General features: G+C 49.4%; 14 protein-coding genes, 1 tRNA gene and 2 other RNA genes. 10 read left to right on the plus strand and 7 right to left on the minus strand.

The window, feature by feature from the left end; translation table 11 throughout:
• Window positions 1-3: 3 nt before the first annotated feature.
• The 5 genes from FDW97_RS04915 to FDW97_RS04935 form a co-directional block, all read right to left on the minus strand.
• Window positions 4-135: non-coding RNA, RtT sRNA (locus FDW97_RS04915), on the minus strand.
• Window positions 136-180: 45 nt separating this feature from the next.
• A non-coding RNA gene (locus tag FDW97_RS04920) (RtT sRNA) lies at window positions 181-312 on the minus strand.
• 44 nt (window positions 313-356) lie between these two features.
• Window positions 357-441 (minus strand) — tRNA-Tyr (locus FDW97_RS04925).
• Between the two features lie 156 nt (window positions 442-597).
• Window positions 598-1,440, minus strand: coding sequence for a formyltetrahydrofolate deformylase (purU, locus tag FDW97_RS04930; RefSeq protein ID WP_006684274.1), 843 nt, complete (start codon window positions 1,438-1,440; stop codon window positions 598-600).
• Between the two features lie 55 nt (window positions 1,441-1,495).
• Window positions 1,496-1,951 carry a YchJ family protein gene (locus FDW97_RS04935; protein WP_137350719.1) on the minus strand — a complete coding sequence of 152 codons (456 nt, stop codon included), beginning with the start codon at window positions 1,949-1,951 and terminating at the stop codon, window positions 1,496-1,498.
• Between the two features lie 111 nt (window positions 1,952-2,062).
• Between FDW97_RS04935 and rssA the strand changes: the two genes are divergently transcribed.
• From rssA to galU, 3 genes are all read left to right on the plus strand, one after another.
• A complete protein-coding gene (rssA, locus tag FDW97_RS04940) occupies window positions 2,063-2,974 on the plus strand; it encodes a patatin-like phospholipase RssA (RefSeq protein WP_038641111.1) in 912 nt (303 codons plus the stop codon).
• A gap of 89 nt (window positions 2,975-3,063) precedes the next feature.
• The gene (rssB, locus tag FDW97_RS04945) at window positions 3,064-4,077 is read left to right on the plus strand and encodes a two-component system response regulator RssB (RefSeq protein WP_038641109.1); all 1,014 of its coding nucleotides are present in this window, start codon (window positions 3,064-3,066) and stop codon (window positions 4,075-4,077) included.
• Between the two features lie 204 nt (window positions 4,078-4,281).
• Window positions 4,282-5,190 (plus strand): UTP--glucose-1-phosphate uridylyltransferase GalU, encoded by a 909-nt coding sequence (gene galU / locus FDW97_RS04950; protein ID WP_038641107.1) that lies wholly within the window; start codon window positions 4,282-4,284, stop codon window positions 5,188-5,190.
• Between the two features lie 138 nt (window positions 5,191-5,328).
• On the opposite strand, the gene hns is transcribed toward galU, so the two are convergent.
• Complete coding sequence (gene hns, locus FDW97_RS04955) at window positions 5,329-5,742, minus strand: histone-like nucleoid-structuring protein H-NS (RefSeq protein ID WP_003020723.1); 414 nt, start codon at window positions 5,740-5,742, stop codon at window positions 5,329-5,331.
• Window positions 5,743-6,372: 630 nt separating this feature from the next.
• Between hns and tdk the strand changes: the two genes are divergently transcribed.
• Window positions 6,373-6,990, plus strand: coding sequence for a thymidine kinase (tdk, locus tag FDW97_RS04960; protein ID WP_038641106.1), 618 nt, complete (start codon window positions 6,373-6,375; stop codon window positions 6,988-6,990).
• Window positions 6,991-7,229: 239 nt separating this feature from the next.
• Here the strand turns inward: tdk and adhE are convergent, their stop codons facing one another.
• Window positions 7,230-9,908: a bifunctional acetaldehyde-CoA/alcohol dehydrogenase gene (gene adhE / locus FDW97_RS04965; protein ID WP_038641104.1), complete on the minus strand. Its 2,679-nt coding sequence runs from the start codon at window positions 9,906-9,908 to the stop codon at window positions 7,230-7,232.
• 487 nt (window positions 9,909-10,395) lie between these two features.
• Between adhE and ychE the strand changes: the two genes are divergently transcribed.
• The 6 genes from ychE to oppF all read left to right on the plus strand — a co-directional run bounded on the left by ychE (window position 10,396) and on the right by oppF (window position 17,552).
• Window positions 10,396-11,043: an NAAT family transporter YchE gene (gene ychE / locus FDW97_RS04970; RefSeq protein WP_038643209.1), complete on the plus strand. Its 648-nt coding sequence runs from the start codon at window positions 10,396-10,398 to the stop codon at window positions 11,041-11,043.
• Between the two features lie 773 nt (window positions 11,044-11,816).
• On the plus strand, window positions 11,817-13,448 hold the full coding sequence (gene oppA / locus FDW97_RS04975) for an oligopeptide ABC transporter substrate-binding protein OppA (RefSeq protein WP_069324647.1): 1,632 nt from the start codon (window positions 11,817-11,819) through the stop codon (window positions 13,446-13,448).
• Window positions 13,449-13,682: 234 nt separating this feature from the next.
• Window positions 13,683-14,603: an oligopeptide ABC transporter permease OppB gene (oppB, locus tag FDW97_RS04980; protein WP_003020708.1), complete on the plus strand. Its 921-nt coding sequence runs from the start codon at window positions 13,683-13,685 to the stop codon at window positions 14,601-14,603.
• 14 nt (window positions 14,604-14,617) lie between these two features.
• Window positions 14,618-15,526 carry an oligopeptide ABC transporter permease OppC gene (gene oppC / locus FDW97_RS04985; RefSeq protein WP_008784950.1) on the plus strand — a complete coding sequence of 303 codons (909 nt, stop codon included), beginning with the start codon at window positions 14,618-14,620 and terminating at the stop codon, window positions 15,524-15,526.
• 11 nt (window positions 15,527-15,537) lie between these two features.
• Window positions 15,538-16,551: a murein tripeptide/oligopeptide ABC transporter ATP-binding protein OppD gene (oppD, locus tag FDW97_RS04990; RefSeq protein WP_038641097.1), complete on the plus strand. Its 1,014-nt coding sequence runs from the start codon at window positions 15,538-15,540 to the stop codon at window positions 16,549-16,551.
• A complete protein-coding gene (gene oppF / locus FDW97_RS04995; protein ID WP_006684288.1) occupies window positions 16,548-17,552 on the plus strand; it encodes a murein tripeptide/oligopeptide ABC transporter ATP-binding protein OppF in 1,005 nt (334 codons plus the stop codon). The genes oppD and oppF overlap by 4 nt, the downstream gene beginning before the upstream one ends.
• Window positions 17,553-17,560: the final 8 nt, after the last annotated feature.

Consider the following 17,560-nt stretch of genomic DNA (forward strand, 5'->3'; position numbering starts at 1 on the left):
TGATGGTGGTGGGGGAAGGATGACTCCGCGCTGCGCGCTTCGCCCTTCGGGTCGTTGCCTGCGGCAACGCTTTCTCGCTGACGCTCGAATCGAACCTTAATCGAAGCTTCTCATCCTTCCCGCATGGGCAGAATATAGTGCAATAAGGTTTGATTTTGCTGAAGTGCGACAGGGAAATGATGGTGGTGGGGGAAGGATGACTCCGCGCTGCGCGCTTCGCCCTTCGGGTCGTTGCCTGCGGCAACGCTTTCTCGCTGACGCTCGAATCGAATCTTAGTCGAAGCTTCTCATCCTTCCCGCATGGGAAGAATATGACAAACTGCAGTTGGATTGGGTGTCGATGCTTTATGAAAAGATGGTGGTGGGGGAAGGATTCGAACCTTCGAAGTCGATGACGGCAGATTTACAGTCTGCTCCCTTTGGCCGCTCGGGAACCCCACCACGGGGTAATGCTTATTACTGGCCCGCTTCTGTTGGAAGCGGGGCGCATCATAACAGATGATGCGCCCCTGTAAAGTATTCCGTTGATAAAAAAGAACTGGTTGCCTGATTTTTACGCGTAAAGATGTAAAGGTAACCAATTAAATTATCAATCGATTACAGAATGATCGTTCGGTTACCATAAACAAATACGCGTTGAGCCAGAACCTGATACAGCGCGCGACTTAATACATTTTTTTCAACGTCACGGCCGGCACGCATCATGTCTTCTGCGGTGTAGGTGTGATCAACATGAATTACGTCCTGCATAATGATAGGGCCTTCATCGAGGTTATCATTCACATAGTGGGCCGTTGCGCCAATGATCTTCACCCCGCGCTCGTAAGCCTGGTGGTATGGGCGAGCGCCAATAAATGCCGGCAGGAATGAATGGTGAATATTGATAATCTTATTCGGGAAGCGTGAAACAAAGGTCGGCGTCAGTACGCGCATGTATTTTGCCAGCACGACATAATCAGGTTGGTGCGCGTCGATAGCATCGGCCATTTTCTGGTCGTGTTCGTCACGGGTTAAACCTTCGTGACTGACCAGTTCAAACGGAATATCAAAGCGCTCAACCAAAGGACGCAGCGTCTCGTGGTTACCGATCACCGCAGCGATTTCAACATCCAGCCCGCCATAATTGGCCTTCATTAACAGATCGCCCAGACAATGCGCTTCCTTGGTCACTAAAATAACGATACGGCGGCGTCCTGCCGGCGTTAATTCACGGATGGAACCATCTGGTAAGGCGCTATCAAGATCGGCAAGCAGCGTGACATCATTAAAAATGCCCTCCAGCTCGGTACGCATAAAAAAGCGCCCGGTACGGTGGTCCACGAACTCATTATTCTGCACGATATTCAGTTCATGCTTGTAACAGATATTTGTAATGCGCGCGATCAGACCTTTTTGGTCCGGGCAAATAGTACGCAGCACTTTTCGTTGTAATGAATGCATTTGCAGCGGTGATCCTATTGAGAATGTTTGCAAAATTGATACTGTCGGGCGTTGATTAGCCGCAGCACTTCTTAAATTTTTTACCCGAGCCACAAGGGCAGGTGTCGTTTCGTCCAATTTGAGGGCGTGTACCGTCTATATAGTACCACTGACCGTTTTCTTTTAAAAAACGAGAGCGTTCGATAATTGCGCCAGTTTTTCCCTGTTCAGAAAACCGCGCGACAAAACTGACGTAGCCAATATTTTCTGAATCTGCCGTGTGTTGCTCAAAAACGGTCAGCCCCAGCCATTCGGTATGCGTAAATCCTGCGATAACGTCGTCACGAAACGCAGCGGCATGGCAGTCCGGATGCCAGGTCTTGATAAGGTAATCTGCGTCTTTCATCACAAAAGCGCAGTAACGAGAACGCATGAGGTGTGACGGCGTAGGTGCTACTTGCGCGCCGGACACATAACGGTAGCAACATAGGCTATACTCGACAGCGCTACCACAGGGACAAAGCTGAGACACAAAGTACTCCCTGGAATAAAAAAACGGCGTAAAAACGCCAGGGTGGCACTATGTTAACTGAGCGGTAGCGATGTTGCTACGTCTGCAAGCCAGGGGAAGTTTGTACGTACAATGAGAAAAATTAAAATTGGGCTGGCGCTAGGTTCCGGCGCGGCGCGCGGCTGGTCGCATATCGGCGTGATTAAAGCCCTTAAGCATATGGGGATTGATGTTGATATTGTGGCAGGGTGCTCCATTGGTTCGCTGGTTGGCGCTGCCTACGCCTGCAATAAGTTGTCTGCACTCGAACAGTGGGTTTGTTCATTCAGTTATTGGGACGTCTTACGCCTGATGGATCTCTCCTGGCGCAGGGGAGGACTACTGCGCGGAGAACGTGTGTTCAACCAGTACCGTAATGTCATGCCGGTAGAAGCGATTGAACAATGCACACGCCGTTTCGCAACTGTTGCAACCAATTTAAGTACGGGTCGGGAACTCTGGTTCACCGAAGGTGATTTGCACCTGGCTGTCCGGGCATCCTGCAGTATTCCTGGTCTGATGTCTCCTGTAGCGCATAATGGCTACTGGTTGGTCGATGGCGCGGTGGTGAATCCCGTCCCCGTTTCCCTGACGCGTGCGCTGGGCGCCGATATCGTTATTGCGGTCGACCTGCAACACGATGCGCACCTTATGCAGCAAGATTTACTCTCCTTCAACGTCAGTAGCGATGCTGAATCAGGCGATGGCGCTGACGAACTCTCATGGCATGGCCGTCTGAAAGAGCGTCTGAGCAACATTACGGCGAGGCGGACAGTGACCGCGCCGACGGCGATGGAGATCATGACAACCTCTATTCAGGTTCTGGAAAATCGTCTGAAACGTAACCGTATGGCTGGTGACCCGCCTGATATCCTGATTCAGCCGTTTTGTCCGCAAATATCCACGCTGGATTTCCACCGCGCCAGTGCAGCAATTGCTGCCGGGCAGTTGGCGGTTGAGAAGAAAATGGATGAGCTTCTACCTCTGGTGAAGACCAACGTCTAGGCATTTTTTATCAATACTTAAGTTAAATCTGACAGGCGTGAGTAGCAATAGCATGCCACTATTTATTAAAGCCAGTCAGGGGGGAGAATATGACGCAGCCATTGGTCGGAAAACAGATTCTTATCGTTGAGGATGAGCCGGTATTCCGCTCACTCATGGACTCATGGTTTTCCTCTTTGGGAGCGACAACGGCGGTGGCCGGCGATGGGCTTGAAGCACTGGATTTACTTGGCCATTTTACGCCTGACTTGATGATCTGCGACCTGGCAATGCCACGAATGAACGGTCTTAAACTGGTTGAGTATTTACGCAATCGGGGCGATCAAACGCCAATACTGGTGATTTCAGCGACGGAAAACATGTCTGATATAGCCAAAGCGCTGCGACTCGGTGTGGACGACGTTCTTCTGAAACCGGTGAAGGATCTTAATCGTCTGCGAGAAACGGTTTTTGCGTGCCTGTATCCCAATATGTTCAATTCGCGGGTTGAAGAAGAAGAGCGGCTGTTTCGCGACTGGGATGCCATGGTGGACGATCCTGCTGCTGCTGCAAAGCTGTTGCAGGAGCTACAGCCTCCTGTATCGCAAGTGATTTCACAATGTCGCATAAACTATCGGCAATTGGTTGCCGCCGATCAACCGGGACTGGTGCTGGATATTGCGCCGCTGTCGGATCACGACCTTGCTTTTTATTGTCTGGATGTCACGCGGGCAGGGGATAATGGCGTGCTGGCCGCATTATTACTGCGAGCCCTATTTAACGGTTTGCTGCAGGAGCAACTGACGCAACAAAATCAGCGGCTGCCAGAGTTAGGGGCATTATTGAAACAGGTGAACCATTTGCTGCGTCAGGCTAATTTACCCGGCCAGTTTCCCTTGCTGGTAGGGTATTACCACAGCGGGTTAAAAAACCTGATTCTGGTATCAGCAGGACTGAATGCGACATTAAATACCGGTTCCCATCAGGTACAAATCAGCAATGGCGTACCGCTGGGAACGCTTGGCAATACCTATCTTAATCAGTTGAGCCAGCGCTGTGAGTCATGGCAGTGCCAAATTTGGGGGGCGGGTGGTCGCCTGCGCCTGATGTTGTCTGCGGAATGAACAATTGAGCGAGGGAGGAATGAAATTGCTTCACCTCCCTCATGCTGCGAGTGCTACTATCAGCGCCAGATTTATTCGTATTTGTCTTAATTATACCGACGTGCGTCCTTTTCAGACCAGAGGCTTACCGCTGTACTGATATACTTGGATGCGATACAGATTGATGAACACGTTCAATACATGAACAGTCCAGGAGAGTTTTAAATGGCTGCTATTAATTCAAAAGTCAAAAAGGCCGTTATCCCGGTTGCGGGATTAGGAACCAGGATGTTACCGGCTACGAAGGCAATCCCGAAAGAGATGCTACCGTTGGTTGATAAGCCATTAATTCAGTACGTGGTAAACGAATGTATTGCTGCGGGTATCACTGAAATTGTACTTGTAACTCACTCGTCTAAAAATTCCATTGAAAACCACTTCGATACCAGCTTTGAGTTAGAAGCTATGCTGGAAAAACGTGTAAAACGTCAGCTGCTGGAAGAAGTGCAATCTATTTGTCCGCCGCATGTCACTATTATGCAGGTACGTCAGGGGCTGGCTAAAGGTCTGGGTCACGCAGTATTGTGCGCGCACCCGGTTGTTGGCGATGAACCGGTTGCGGTTATTCTGCCAGACGTAATTCTGGATGAATATGAATCAGATTTATCCCGTGAAAACCTCGCCGAAATGATTCATCGTTTTGATGAAACCGGCAGCAGCCAGATTATGGTCGAGCCCGTAGAAGATGTTACCGCTTATGGCGTAGTGGATTGTAAAGGCGTTGAATTAGCGCCGGGCGAAAGCGTGCCGATGGTTGGCGTTGTTGAAAAGCCGAAAGCGAATGTTGCGCCATCTAATTTGGCAGTCGTGGGCCGCTATGTTCTCAGTGCGGATATCTGGCCTCTGCTGGCAAAAACGCCTCCGGGAGCGGGTGACGAAATTCAGCTCACTGACGCTATCGATATGCTGATTGAAAAAGAAACGGTTGAAGCCTATCACATGAAGGGCAAAAGCCATGACTGTGGTAATAAGCTGGGCTATATGCAGGCGTTCGTTGAATATGGTATTCGCCATAATACCCTCGGCGCTGAATTTAAAGCCTGGCTGGAAGAAGAGATGGGTATTAAGAAGTAACCGCCAGTAATTATCAGGTCAGAGCGGCGCTGTTAATCCAGCGCCGTTTTTTTTATACCTAATCCGGGTAGGGGCCATGCGAAGTACAGGTAAAAAAAATCCCGCCAGTGGCGGGATTTTAAGCAAACCATTTCTGAATTATTCCTTGATCAGGAAATCGTCCAGTTGTTTACCTTGTTCTTCCATCGCTTTTTTGATCACAGCCGGTGTACGACCCTGGCCAGTCCAGGTTTTAGTTTCACCGTTTTCGTCAACATAGCTATATTTAGCCGGACGCGCAGCGCGTTTAGCTTTGGTGCCAGATTTAACAGCAGCCATGCTATTCAGCAGCTCGTTCGGATCAATACCGTCAGCAATCAGCATTTCACGATATTGTTGCAGTTTACGAGTACGTTCTTCAACTTCAGCAGCGGCAGCGCTTTCTTCTTCACGACGCTCGCTAACTACAACTTCTAATTTTTCCAGCATTTCTTCAAGCGTTTCCAGAGTACATTCTCTTGCCTGCGCACGAAGAGTACGGATGTTGTTCAGAATTTTAAGTGCTTCGCTCATTGTAGTAATCTCAAACTTATATTGGGGGTGGTTTGTTGAGCTAATAATAGAGCGATAATTTCAGTTGTGCAATAGCCAGGAATGTAAGGAATTCAAAATTGCGCTTTATTTAGTATCAGAATTAATTCCTCTGTCTTAAATTCTCCGTGATGTTGGGCATAAAAAAGGCTTATTGGCGGGGGGGCTTCTCAACGGTTGAGAGTAAAAATTCAAGATTCAGGTCACATTTTATCGTGTTCAAATAGTATCACTTTGCAGTGATTTCAACCTTTTGTATTAGTTTTGCTTACGTGAATTCGCTATTACATGGCGGCGGTGGGGCGATTCAATAACAATAAGGGAACGGTTTCTTAATTGTCGACCCTTGATAAGCGAGGCCGATCAATTTCATGAGCACTATTTGTGAAAGAATGTGTATATACGGTTCAGCCCCAGCCTGTTTGGGTTAAGACGTCGCGCTATCATACTCCCAGCCATAAAGAGCACCTGCATTCTCTGGTTATTAAGGCGGCACTGAGCGAATCGGTACGCTTCTTTATACGTCTTTCGGGGCAACGCTGCACCGACATGTTCGTGAAATATGCTACAATCCCGCCCATATTTATTTCCCCAGATGAGGGCCTACGGTCAATGGCACAGCTATATTTTTACTATTCTGCAATGAATGCCGGTAAGTCGACTGCATTGCTGCAATCTTCGTACAATTATCAGGAACGTGGAATGCGCGCTGTAGTATATACAGCGGAAATTGATGACCGTTTTGGCACTGGAAAAGTAAGTTCACGTATAGGTCTGTCGTCACCTGCAAAATTGTTTAACCAAAATTCATCATTGTTCGAAGAGATTCGCGCCGACAATGCGCAGCAAAGAATTCACTGTGTACTGGTTGATGAGTCTCAGTTTCTGACGCGACAACAGGTTTATGAATTATCTGAAGTTGTCGATCGGCTGGATATTCCCGTGTTGTGTTACGGTTTACGCACCGATTTTCGTGGTGAGCTATTCTGCGGCAGTGAATACCTGCTTGCGTGGTCAGATAAGCTGGTTGAATTAAAAACTATTTGCTTCTGTGGCCGTAAGGCCAGCATGGTGCTACGTCTTGATCAGGCCGGAAGACCTTTTAACGAAGGCGAGCAGGTGGTTATAGGCGGAAACGAGCGCTATGTGTCGGTATGCCGTAAGCATTATAAGCAAGCGCAGTCTGAAGGCTCTCTGACGGCAATACAAGAACGACACAGCCACGATTAACCCTATGCGCTTCTGGGCGCTTATAAACACAGGGTAGGCCACAACCATTCATGCGTGTCTCTACCCTGTCACACGCTCTTCTGACGCCATCCTGGCTTCCTCCCTGCAAGTAATCTTCACCAGGCCATATCTTACAAGTGGTTGAGTCAGGTATTACCTGATTTTGGTCGTGTAAGGTGCAAAAAAAACGGTCCCGAAAAGGGACCGTTTATAGTCAGACTAAAACTTTTCTGAAGGAATTAAGCGGATTTCTTCGCTTTTTTCTCAGCTTTCGGTGCAGCTACTGCTTCAGCCTTAGCGGTGGTTTCACCTTCGCTGTACTCACGGCCGTAGTAGGTATCCAGCAGAATCTGCTTCAGCTCAGCAATCAGCGGATAACGCGGGTTAGCACCAGTACACTGGTCGTCAAACGCATCTTCAGACAGTTTGTCAACGTGTGCCAGGAAGTCAGCTTCCTGCACGCCAGCTTCACGGATAGACTTAGGAATACCCAGTTCAGCTTTGATTTCGTCCAGCCAGCCCAGCAGTTTCTGGATTTTCGCGGCAGTACGGTCGCCCGGTGCGCTCAGACCCAGGTGGTCGGCGATTTCAGCATAGCGACGACGCGCCTGCGGACGGTCGTACTGGCTGAATGCTGTCTGTTTGGTCGGGTTGTCGTTCGCGTTGTAACGAATAACGTTGCTGATCAGCAGGGCGTTCGCCAAACCGTGAGGAATGTGGAACTGAGAACCCAGCTTGTGCGCCATGGAGTGACATACACCCAGGAAGGCGTTCGCAAATGCGATACCGGCGATGGTCGCTGCACTGTGTACACGCTCACGGGCTACCGGGTTCTTGGAACCTTCGTGGTAGGACGCTGGCAGGTTTTCTTTCAGCAGTTTCAGCGCCTGCAGAGCCTGACCGTCAGAGAACTCAGAAGCCAGTACGGAAACGTAAGCTTCCAGAGCGTGAGTAACGGCATCCAGACCACCGAACGCACACAGGGACTTCGGCATATCCATCACCAGGTTGGCATCGACAATCGCCATATCCGGGGTCAGGGCGTAGTCAGCCAGCGGATATTTCTGACCGGTTGCATCGTCGGTCACAACCGCAAACGGTGTTACTTCAGAACCGGTACCGGAAGTGGTGGTGACGGCGATCATTTTCGCTTTCACGCCCATTTTCGGGAACTTGTAGATACGTTTACGGATATCCATAAAGCGCAGCGCCAGTTCTTCGAAGTGGGTTTCCGGGTGTTCGTACATAACCCACATAATTTTCGCGGCGTCCATCGGGGAACCACCACCCAGCGCGATAATCACGTCTGGTTTGAAGGAGTTAGCCAGCTCAGCGCCTTTACGAACAACGGTCAGAGTCGGGTCAGCTTCAACTTCAAAGAACACTTCGGTTTCAACGCCAGCCGCTTTCAGAACAGAGGTGATCTGGTCAGCATAGCCATTGTTAAACAGGAAGCGGTCGGTCACGATCAGCGCACGTTTGTGACCATCAGTAATCACTTCATCCAGCGCGATTGGCAGAGAGCCACGACGGAAGTAGATAGATTTCGGAAGTTTGTGCCACAACATGTTTTCAGCTCGCTTAGCAACGGTTTTCTTGTTGATCAGGTGCTTAGGACCAACGTTTTCAGAGATGGAGTTACCACCCCAGGAACCACAACCCAGAGTCAGGGAAGGTGCGAGTTTGAAGTTGTACAGGTCACCGATACCACCCTGAGAAGCAGGGGTGTTGATCAGGATACGCGCGGTTTTCATCATCTGACCGAAGTAAGCAACGCGTTCTGGCTGGTTATCCTGGTCGGTGTACAGGCAAGAGGTATGACCGATACCGCCCATCGCAACCAGTTTTTCAGCTTTGTCCACTGCGTCTTCGAAGTCTTTCGCACGATACATAGCCAGCGTCGGAGACAGTTTTTCGTGAGCAAACGGTTCGCTTTCGTCAACAACCTTAACTTCACCAATCAGAATCTTAGTGGTTTCTGGTACGGAGAAGCCTGCCAGTTCAGCAATTTTGTAGGCTGGCTGACCAACGATAGCGGCGTTCAGCGCGCCATTTTTCAGGATCACGTCCTGAACAGCTTTCAGCTCTTTGCCCTGCAGCAGGTAGCCGCCGTGAGTGGCGAAACGCTCACGTACTGCGTCGTATACAGAGTCAACCACGACAACAGACTGTTCAGAAGCACAGATTACGCCGTTATCGAAGGTTTTAGACATCAGAACAGATGCAACAGCACGTTTGATATCAGCGGTTTCGTCGATAACAACAGGGGTGTTACCTGCGCCTACGCCGATTGCCGGTTTACCGGAGCTGTATGCCGCTTTAACCATGCCTGGACCACCGGTGGCAAGGATCAGGTTGATGTCCGGGTGGTGCATCAGCGCGTTAGACAGTTCTACGGAAGGTTGATCGATCCAGCCGATCAAGTCTTTCGGTGCGCCAGCAGCGATTGCCGCTTGCAGAACGATGTCAGCAGCTTTGTTAGTGGCATCTTTAGCACGCGGATGCGGAGAGAAGATGATGGCGTTACGGGTCTTCAGGCTGATCAGCGATTTGAAGATAGCAGTAGAAGTCGGGTTAGTGGTTGGAACGATACCGCAGATGATACCAATCGGTTCAGCAATAGTAATGGTACCGAAAGTGTCGTCTTCAGACAGCACTCCACAGGTTTTTTCATCTTTGTAAGCGTTGTAAATGTATTCAGAAGCAAAGTGGTTTTTAATCACTTTATCTTCGACAATGCCCATGCCAGATTCGGCAACGGCCATTTTCGCGAGAGGGATTCGAGCGTCTGCGGCAGCCAGAGCGGCGGCGCGGAAGATTTTGTCAACCTGTTCTTGAGTGAAACTGGCATATTCACGCTGGGCTTTTTTTACGCGCTCTACAAGTGCGTTAAGTTCAGCGACATTAGTAACAGCCATAATGCTCTCCTGATAATGTTAAACTTTTTTAGTAAATCATCTGCTCGATACGAGAGTATAGACAGACCGACGAAAATTTGTGTAACGGTTTGAAAATCAAACGGTTAATTAACGTCCACTTTACCTTGATTTACTAAAAGAGCTTATACGCAAGCGCCAGATAACTTTTACGCTTTACCTCCAGGGGACGTAAGCAAGGTTACTCACTTCTGAGTAGTAATTGCGTGATCTGGATCAAGATTTCGCAAAGCTGACTCCTTTCAGCAGGCCCTTTTAGCGTTTCTCGGTAAGTGTTAAAAAATTGAGGTGATGAATGCTAATCACATTAGCATATTTAATACATATTAATAACACTAAGTATTAGTAGCGTATTTACGTAGATATACGCAGATAGAAGGTGAAGTATGCTGACAAAAGGCGTATCTTCAGCGCGGATTTTTCCAATTTTTATGACTCATTTTATCCGGCTAACGCTTCGGAGCTAACCGTGATCCAAACGCTATTTGATTTTCCTGTTTATTTTAAATTTTTTATTGGGTTATTTGCTCTGGTTAACCCGGTAGGGATCATCCCGGTCTTTATCAGTATGACCAGCTACCAAACTGCGGCTGCGCGAAACAAAACCAATCTCACGGCAAACCTGTCGGTCGCTATCATCCTGTGGACTTCGCTGTTCCTGGGCGACGGTATCCTGCAACTTTTCGGTATCTCTATAGATTCGTTCAGGATTGCCGGCGGTATTCTGGTTGTGACTATCGCGATGTCGATGATTAGTGGCAAACTTGGCGAAGATAAGCAGAACAAACAGGAAAAATCAGAAACCGCCATTCGTGAAAGCATTGGCGTGGTGCCGTTGGCATTGCCCCTGATGGCGGGACCGGGGGCAATTAGCTCGACCATCGTTTGGGGGACGCGTTACCACAGTGCGATTAATCTGTTTGGCTTTTTTATCGCGATTGCGTTGTTTGCCTTGTGTTGTTGGGGGCTGTTTCGCATGGCGCCGTGGTTAGTGCGCTTGCTGGGGCAAACGGGGATCAACGTCATTACGCGTATTATGGGGCTGTTACTCATGGCCTTAGGGATTGAATTCATTGTTACTGGTATCAAATCCATTTTCCCCGGTTTGCTTGCCTGATATTCCTTCTTCAGTATAAACGGAGCCGCTGTTGGCTCCGTTTCCTTTCATTATCAGTAAAACTTCTCACTAAAGTTGATAATCAGCATAACAGTAATGAAAAATGCTGATGGTTAACGATTTAGTTATTCATTGATTTTATGGATATAACACTCAGCACTACGTCAGAGGGAGCACGATATTGCTGTTATTTTATTAACATCATACTCTGGGGCTTGCTGTGGGATTATCGAAATGTTATTAGTTATTTCAGCGTTTTTTTTAGATGAATGTGCTAATTAATAATCAATTGTTAAATTTATGTGCATTTTGGCATCGTGTTGATACCGGACAGGGACGTCAACTATGCCCATCAGGCAATTCATTGATTATTAATGTTTTATTGCTATGAGATTTCATTCGTAAGCCTTTTCCAGTGAGATTTATTTCTAATAAAAGAGAATTGGTTAACAAATTTGTAAAATGTATTGGCGGTGAAGAAACGCATTTGGTACTTTCCGGCCAGGTATTTTGCAGAAGAATTGACGTTGATGAGAATGATTTTCACTTGGTTTCTCTCAACAGGGTAATAGCGTGTTTCCGGCAGGGGAGACACCTAGATAATCGACGCAAGGCGGTCGTACGAATCGCCAGAATAAATAAAGTCGGTGATAGCAAGCAGTAAAACAATAAACCACCTGACGGCAGAAAATCTCCGGTGCCGTACAGGGATCCTGACAGGATTAACAGTCTGGTTAAAAAACCAGCCATAATAATGAGGGAGTACAAACACAATGACGAACATCACTAAAAAAAGTTTAGTAGCTGCGGGGATCCTCACTGCGCTAATCGCTGGAAATGTGGCCACAGCGGCAGTTGTGCCAGCGGGTGTGCAGCTTGCTGAAAAGCAGACTCTGGTGCGTAATAACGGTTCGGAAGTTCAGTCTCTCGACCCACATAAAATCGAAGGGGTGCCGGAATCCAACATTAACCGGGACCTGTTTGAAGGTTTATTAATCAGCGATGTCGATGGCAAACCATCGCCGGGCGTGGCTGAGAAATGGGACAATAAAGATTTTAAAGTCTGGACGTTCCATCTGCGTAAAGATGCTAAATGGTCTGACGGTACACCTGTTACCGCGCAAGATTTTGTGTACAGCTGGCAACGTTTGGCTAACCCAAATACTGCCTCACCGTACGCCAGTTATTTGCAGTACGGTCATATCGTCAATATTGATGACATCATCGCCGGTAAAAAGCCAGTCACCGATCTCGGTGTGAAAGCGATTGATGATCATACTTTTGAAGTAACCCTGAGCGAACCTGTTCCTTATTTCTACAAACTGCTCGTGCACTCTTCCGTTTCACCGGTTCCTAAAGCCGCCGTTGAAAAATACGGCGATAAGTGGACTCAGCCCGCCAACATTGTCACTAACGGTGCGTATAAACTGAAGGACTGGGTGGTTAACGAGCGCATTGTGCTTGAGCGTAATACCAACTACTGGGACAACGCCAAAACCGTTATTAACCAGGTGACCTACCTGCCAATTTCTTCTGAAGTGACTGACGTTAACCGCTATCGCAGCGGTGAAATCGACATGACCTATAACAACATGCCGATCGAGTTATTCCAGAAACTGAAAAAAGAGATCCCGAACGAAGTTCACGTTGACCCGTATCTGTGCACCTATTATTACGAAATCAACAACCAGAAAGCACCGTTCAACGATGTTCGTGTTCGTACCGCTCTGAAGCTGGCGATGGATCGTGACATCATCGTCAACAAAGTGAAAAACCAGGGCGACCTGCCTGCCTATAGCTTTACGCCTCCTTACACCGATGGCGCGAAACTGGTTGAGCCAGAGTGGTTCAAATGGTCACAGGAAAAACGTAATGAAGAAGCGAAGAAACTGCTGGCTGAAGCCGGTTATACCGCTGAAAAACCGTTGACCTTTGACCTGCTGTATAACACCTCAGACCTGCACAAGAAGCTGGCTATCGCCGCAGCTTCTATCTGGAAGAAAAATCTGGGCGCTAACGTCAAGCTGGAAAACCAGGAGTGGAAAACATTCCTCGATACGCGTCATCAGGGCAACTATGATGTTTCACGTGCGGGCTGGTGCGCGGATTATAACGAGCCGACTTCCTTCCTGAATATGGTGCTGTCCGACAGCTCCAACAACACGGTTCACTATAAGAGCCCTGCATTTGACAAGCTGATTGCAGATACCCTGAAAGTGACAGATGAAGCGCAGCGCAGTGAGCTGTATTCGAAAGCGGAACAGCAACTGGATAAAGATTCTGCGATTGTACCGGTTTATTACTATGTTAACGCCCGCCTGGTGAAACCATGGGTTGGCGGATACTCCGGTAAAGACCCGATGGATAATATCCATGTAAAAGACTTGTATATTATCAAGCATTAATGGCAAGACGTGGGGCAATCAATTTTGCCCCACAGTGTCTTTTTTCATCGCACTATTCACACCTCTTCGAATGAAAAGGGGGATACCCTAAATAATTCGAGCTGCAGGAAGGCGGCGACGCAACGAATCCCCGGAAGCTTACGAGTAGTAAGTGACCGGGGTGAGTGAGAAAGCCAACGCACCTGCGACTGGAAGTATGACGGGTATAAAGGCACACGCCGGAAGGTACGGGTTATGTTGAAATTTATATTACGTCGCTGTCTGGAAGCGATTCCGACGCTGTTTATTCTTATTACGATTTCATTCTTTATGATGCGCCTTGCGCCGGGAAGCCCATTCACCGGGGAACGCGCATTGCCGCCAGAAGTGCTGGCTAATATAGAAGCGAAATATCATCTCAACGATCCCATCTCCACACAGTATTTCAGCTACCTGAAACAACTGGCGCATGGCGATTTTGGTCCATCCTTTAAATATAAAGATTACACGGTTAACGACCTTGTCGCTTCAAGTTTTCCGGTGTCAGCGAAGCTTGGCGCAGCGGCCTTTATTCTGGCGGTGCTCGTCGGCGTTAGTGCTGGGGTGATCGCCGCGCTGAAGCAAAATACGCGCTGGGACTACACGGTAATGGGGGTCGCGATGACCGGGGTGGTTATCCCCAGTTTCGTCGTTGCTCCCTTATTGGTCATGATATTCGCCATAACGTTGAAATGGCTGCCCGGCGGTGGCTGGAACGGCGGGGCGTTGAAATTTATGATCCTGCCGATGGTGGCGTTATCGCTCGCCTATATCGCCAGTATCGCCCGTATTACCCGCGGCTCAATGATTGAAGTGCTGCACTCAAACTTTATTCGTACCGCGCGCGCCAAAGGGCTGCCGATGCGGCGGATTATTTTCCGCCATGCGTTAAAACCTGCGCTGCTACCCGTGCTGTCTTATATGGGACCGGCATTTGTCGGCATAATCACTGGTTCAATGGTCATTGAAACCATCTATGGTTTGCCGGGCATTGGGCAACTGTTCGTCAATGGCGCCTTAAATCGCGATTATTCGCTGGTCCTGAGTCTGACCATTCTGGTCGGTACGCTGACTATCGTGTTTAACGCGATTGTCGATGTGCTGTATGCCGTTATCGATCCGAAGATTCGTTACTGATACTGGAGCTCGCTATGATGTTAAGTAAGAAAAACAGCGAAGCGCTGGAGAATTTCAGTGAAAAGCTGGAGGTCGAAGGTCGCAGCCTGTGGCAGGACGCGCGTCGCCGTTTTATGCATAACCGCGCGGCGGTGGCAAGCCTGGTGGTGCTGGTGATTATTGCGCTGTTTGTGACGCTGGCGCCAATGCTGTCGCAGTTTACCTACTTTGATACCGACTGGGGAATGATGTCCAGCGCGCCGGATATGGAGTCCGGGCACTACTTTGGCACCGACTCATCGGGTCGCGACCTGCTGGTGCGTGTGGCGATTGGCGGGCGCATCTCGCTGATGGTTGGCATTGCCGCCGCGTTGGTGGCGGTCGTGGTTGGCACGCTGTATGGTTCTTTGTCGGGTTATCTCGGCGGTAAAATTGACTCGGTAATGATGCGCCTGCTGGAAATCCTCAACTCCTTCCCATTCATGTTCTTCGTTATCCTGCTGGTGACCTTCTTTGGGCAAAACATCCTGCTGATTTTTGTCGCTATCGGAATGGTTTCCTGGCTGGATATGGCGCGTATCGTGCGTGGACAAACGCTGAGTCTGAAGCGCAAAGAGTTTATTGAGGCGGCGCAAGTCGGCGGGGTGTCTACCGTGCGCATCGTTATCCGTCATATTGTGCCAAACGTATTGGGGGTTGTGGTGGTCTACGCCTCGTTGCTGGTGCCCAGCATGATCCTGTTTGAGTCTTTCCTGAGTTTTCTGGGATTAGGGACGCAGGAGCCGTTAAGTAGCTGGGGCGCATTGCTGAGTGATGGCGCCAACTCAATGGAAGTATCGCCATGGCTGTTGCTGTTCCCGGCCGGTTTCCTGGTGGTTACTTTGTTCTGTTTTAACTTTATTGGCGATGGCCTGCGTGATGCCCTCGACCCGAAAGACCGTTAAGGAGCGCCGCCATGAGCGTAATTGAGACCGCAACCGCGCCGCTCGCGCAACAACAGGCTAACGCACTGCTGAACGTTAAGGATTTGCGCGTGACGTTTGCCACCCCCGATGGCGATGTTACTGCAGTAAACGATTTAAACTTTTCCCTGCGAGCCGGAGAAACGTTGGGTATTGTGGGTGAGTCCGGTTCGGGCAAATCGCAAACCGCGTTTGCCCTGATGGGGCTGCTGGCGGCGAATGGCCGTATCGGAGGTTCCGCTACGTTTAACGGGCGTGAAATATTGAATTTACCGGAGCACGAGCTGAACAAACTGCGCGCCGAGCAAATCTCAATGATTTTTCAGGATCCGATGACCTCTCTGAATCCGTACATGCGGGTCGGAGAGCAACTGATGGAAGTGCTCATGCTGCACAAAGGCATGAGTAAAGCAGAAGCGTTTGAAGAGTCAGTAAAAATGCTGGATGCGGTGAAAATGCCGGAAGCGCGCAAGCGCATGAAAATGTATCCGCATGAATTCTCTGGCGGAATGCGTCAGCGCGTAATGATCGCCATGGCGCTGCTGTGCAGACCAAAATTATTGATCGCCGATGAGCCGACTACCGCGCTCGATGTTACGGTACAGGCGCAAATTATGACGCTGCTGAATGAACTGAAAAGTGAATTTAACACCGCAATTATCATGATCACCCACGATCTGGGGGTTGTCGCCGGTATTTGTGACAAAGTGCTGGTGATGTATGCCGGACGAACCATGGAATATGGCAGTGCACGGGATGTCTTTTATAAGCCTGTTCATCCGTATTCAATTGGTTTGCTGAATGCCGTACCGCGTCTGGACGCCGAAGGGGAAGAGATGTTGACTATCCCGGGCAATCCGCCGAACCTGCTGCGTCTGCCAAAAGGCTGTCCGTTCCAGCCGCGCTGCCCGCATGCGATGGAAATCTGTAGCAGTGCCCCACCACTGGAGGAATTTAGTCCGGGCCGTCTGCGCGCCTGCTTTAAACCGGTGGAGGAACTGGTATGAATACGGTCACCGAACAACGAAAAGTACTCCTTGAAATTGCCGATCTCAAAGTTCATTTCGACATTAAGGATGGTAAGCAGTGGTTCTGGCAACCGTCGAAATCCCTGAAAGCGGTTGATGGCGTCACCCTGCGATTGTATGAAGGTGAAACCCTTGGCGTGGTGGGGGAATCCGGCTGCGGAAAATCGACCTTTGCTCGGGCGATTATCGGTCTGGTGAAAGCCACTGATGGAAAGGTCGCCTGGCTGGGGAAAGATTTGTTGGGTATGAAACCTGATGAATGGCGTGAGGTGCGCAGTGATATCCAGATGATTTTCCAGGATCCGCTGGCGTCATTAAACCCGCGTATGACCATTGGTGAAATTATTGCCGAGCCGCTGCGGACTTATCATCCGAAACTGCCGGGGCAGGAAGTCCGTGACCGCGTGAAGGCAATGATGATGAAGGTTGGGTTGCTGCCAAACCTGATTAACCGTTACCCGCATGAGTTTTCCGGCGGCCAATGTCAGCGTATCGGTATTGCCCGCGCGCTGATTCTCGAACCGAAACTGATTATCTGTGATGAACCGGTTTCTGCGCTGGACGTATCCATTCAGGCCCAGGTCGTCAACCTCCTGCAGCAGCTACAGCGTGAAATGGGGCTGTCATTAATTTTCATTGCCCACGACCTGGCGGTGGTTAAGCATATCTCCGATCGCGTACTGGTGATGTATCTCGGACACGCAGTGGAATTAGGCACCTATGACGAGGTGTACCATAATCCGCTGCACCCCTATACCAAAGCGCTAATGTCTGCTGTGCCGATCCCCGATCCGGACATGGAAAGGAACAAAGTTATCCAGTTGCTGGAAGGCGAGTTGCCGTCGCCGATTAATCCTCCTTCGGGCTGTGTGTTCCGTACGCGCTGCCCGATTGCCGGACCAGAGTGTGCAAAAACACGCCCGGTACTCGAAGGCAGTTTTCGACACGCCGTTTCCTGCCTGAAAGTAGACCCGCTATAATCGAGAGG

This window comes from Citrobacter sp. wls708 (genome assembly GCF_005281255.1).
Lineage (GTDB): Bacteria > Pseudomonadota > Gammaproteobacteria > Enterobacterales > Enterobacteriaceae > Citrobacter > Citrobacter werkmanii.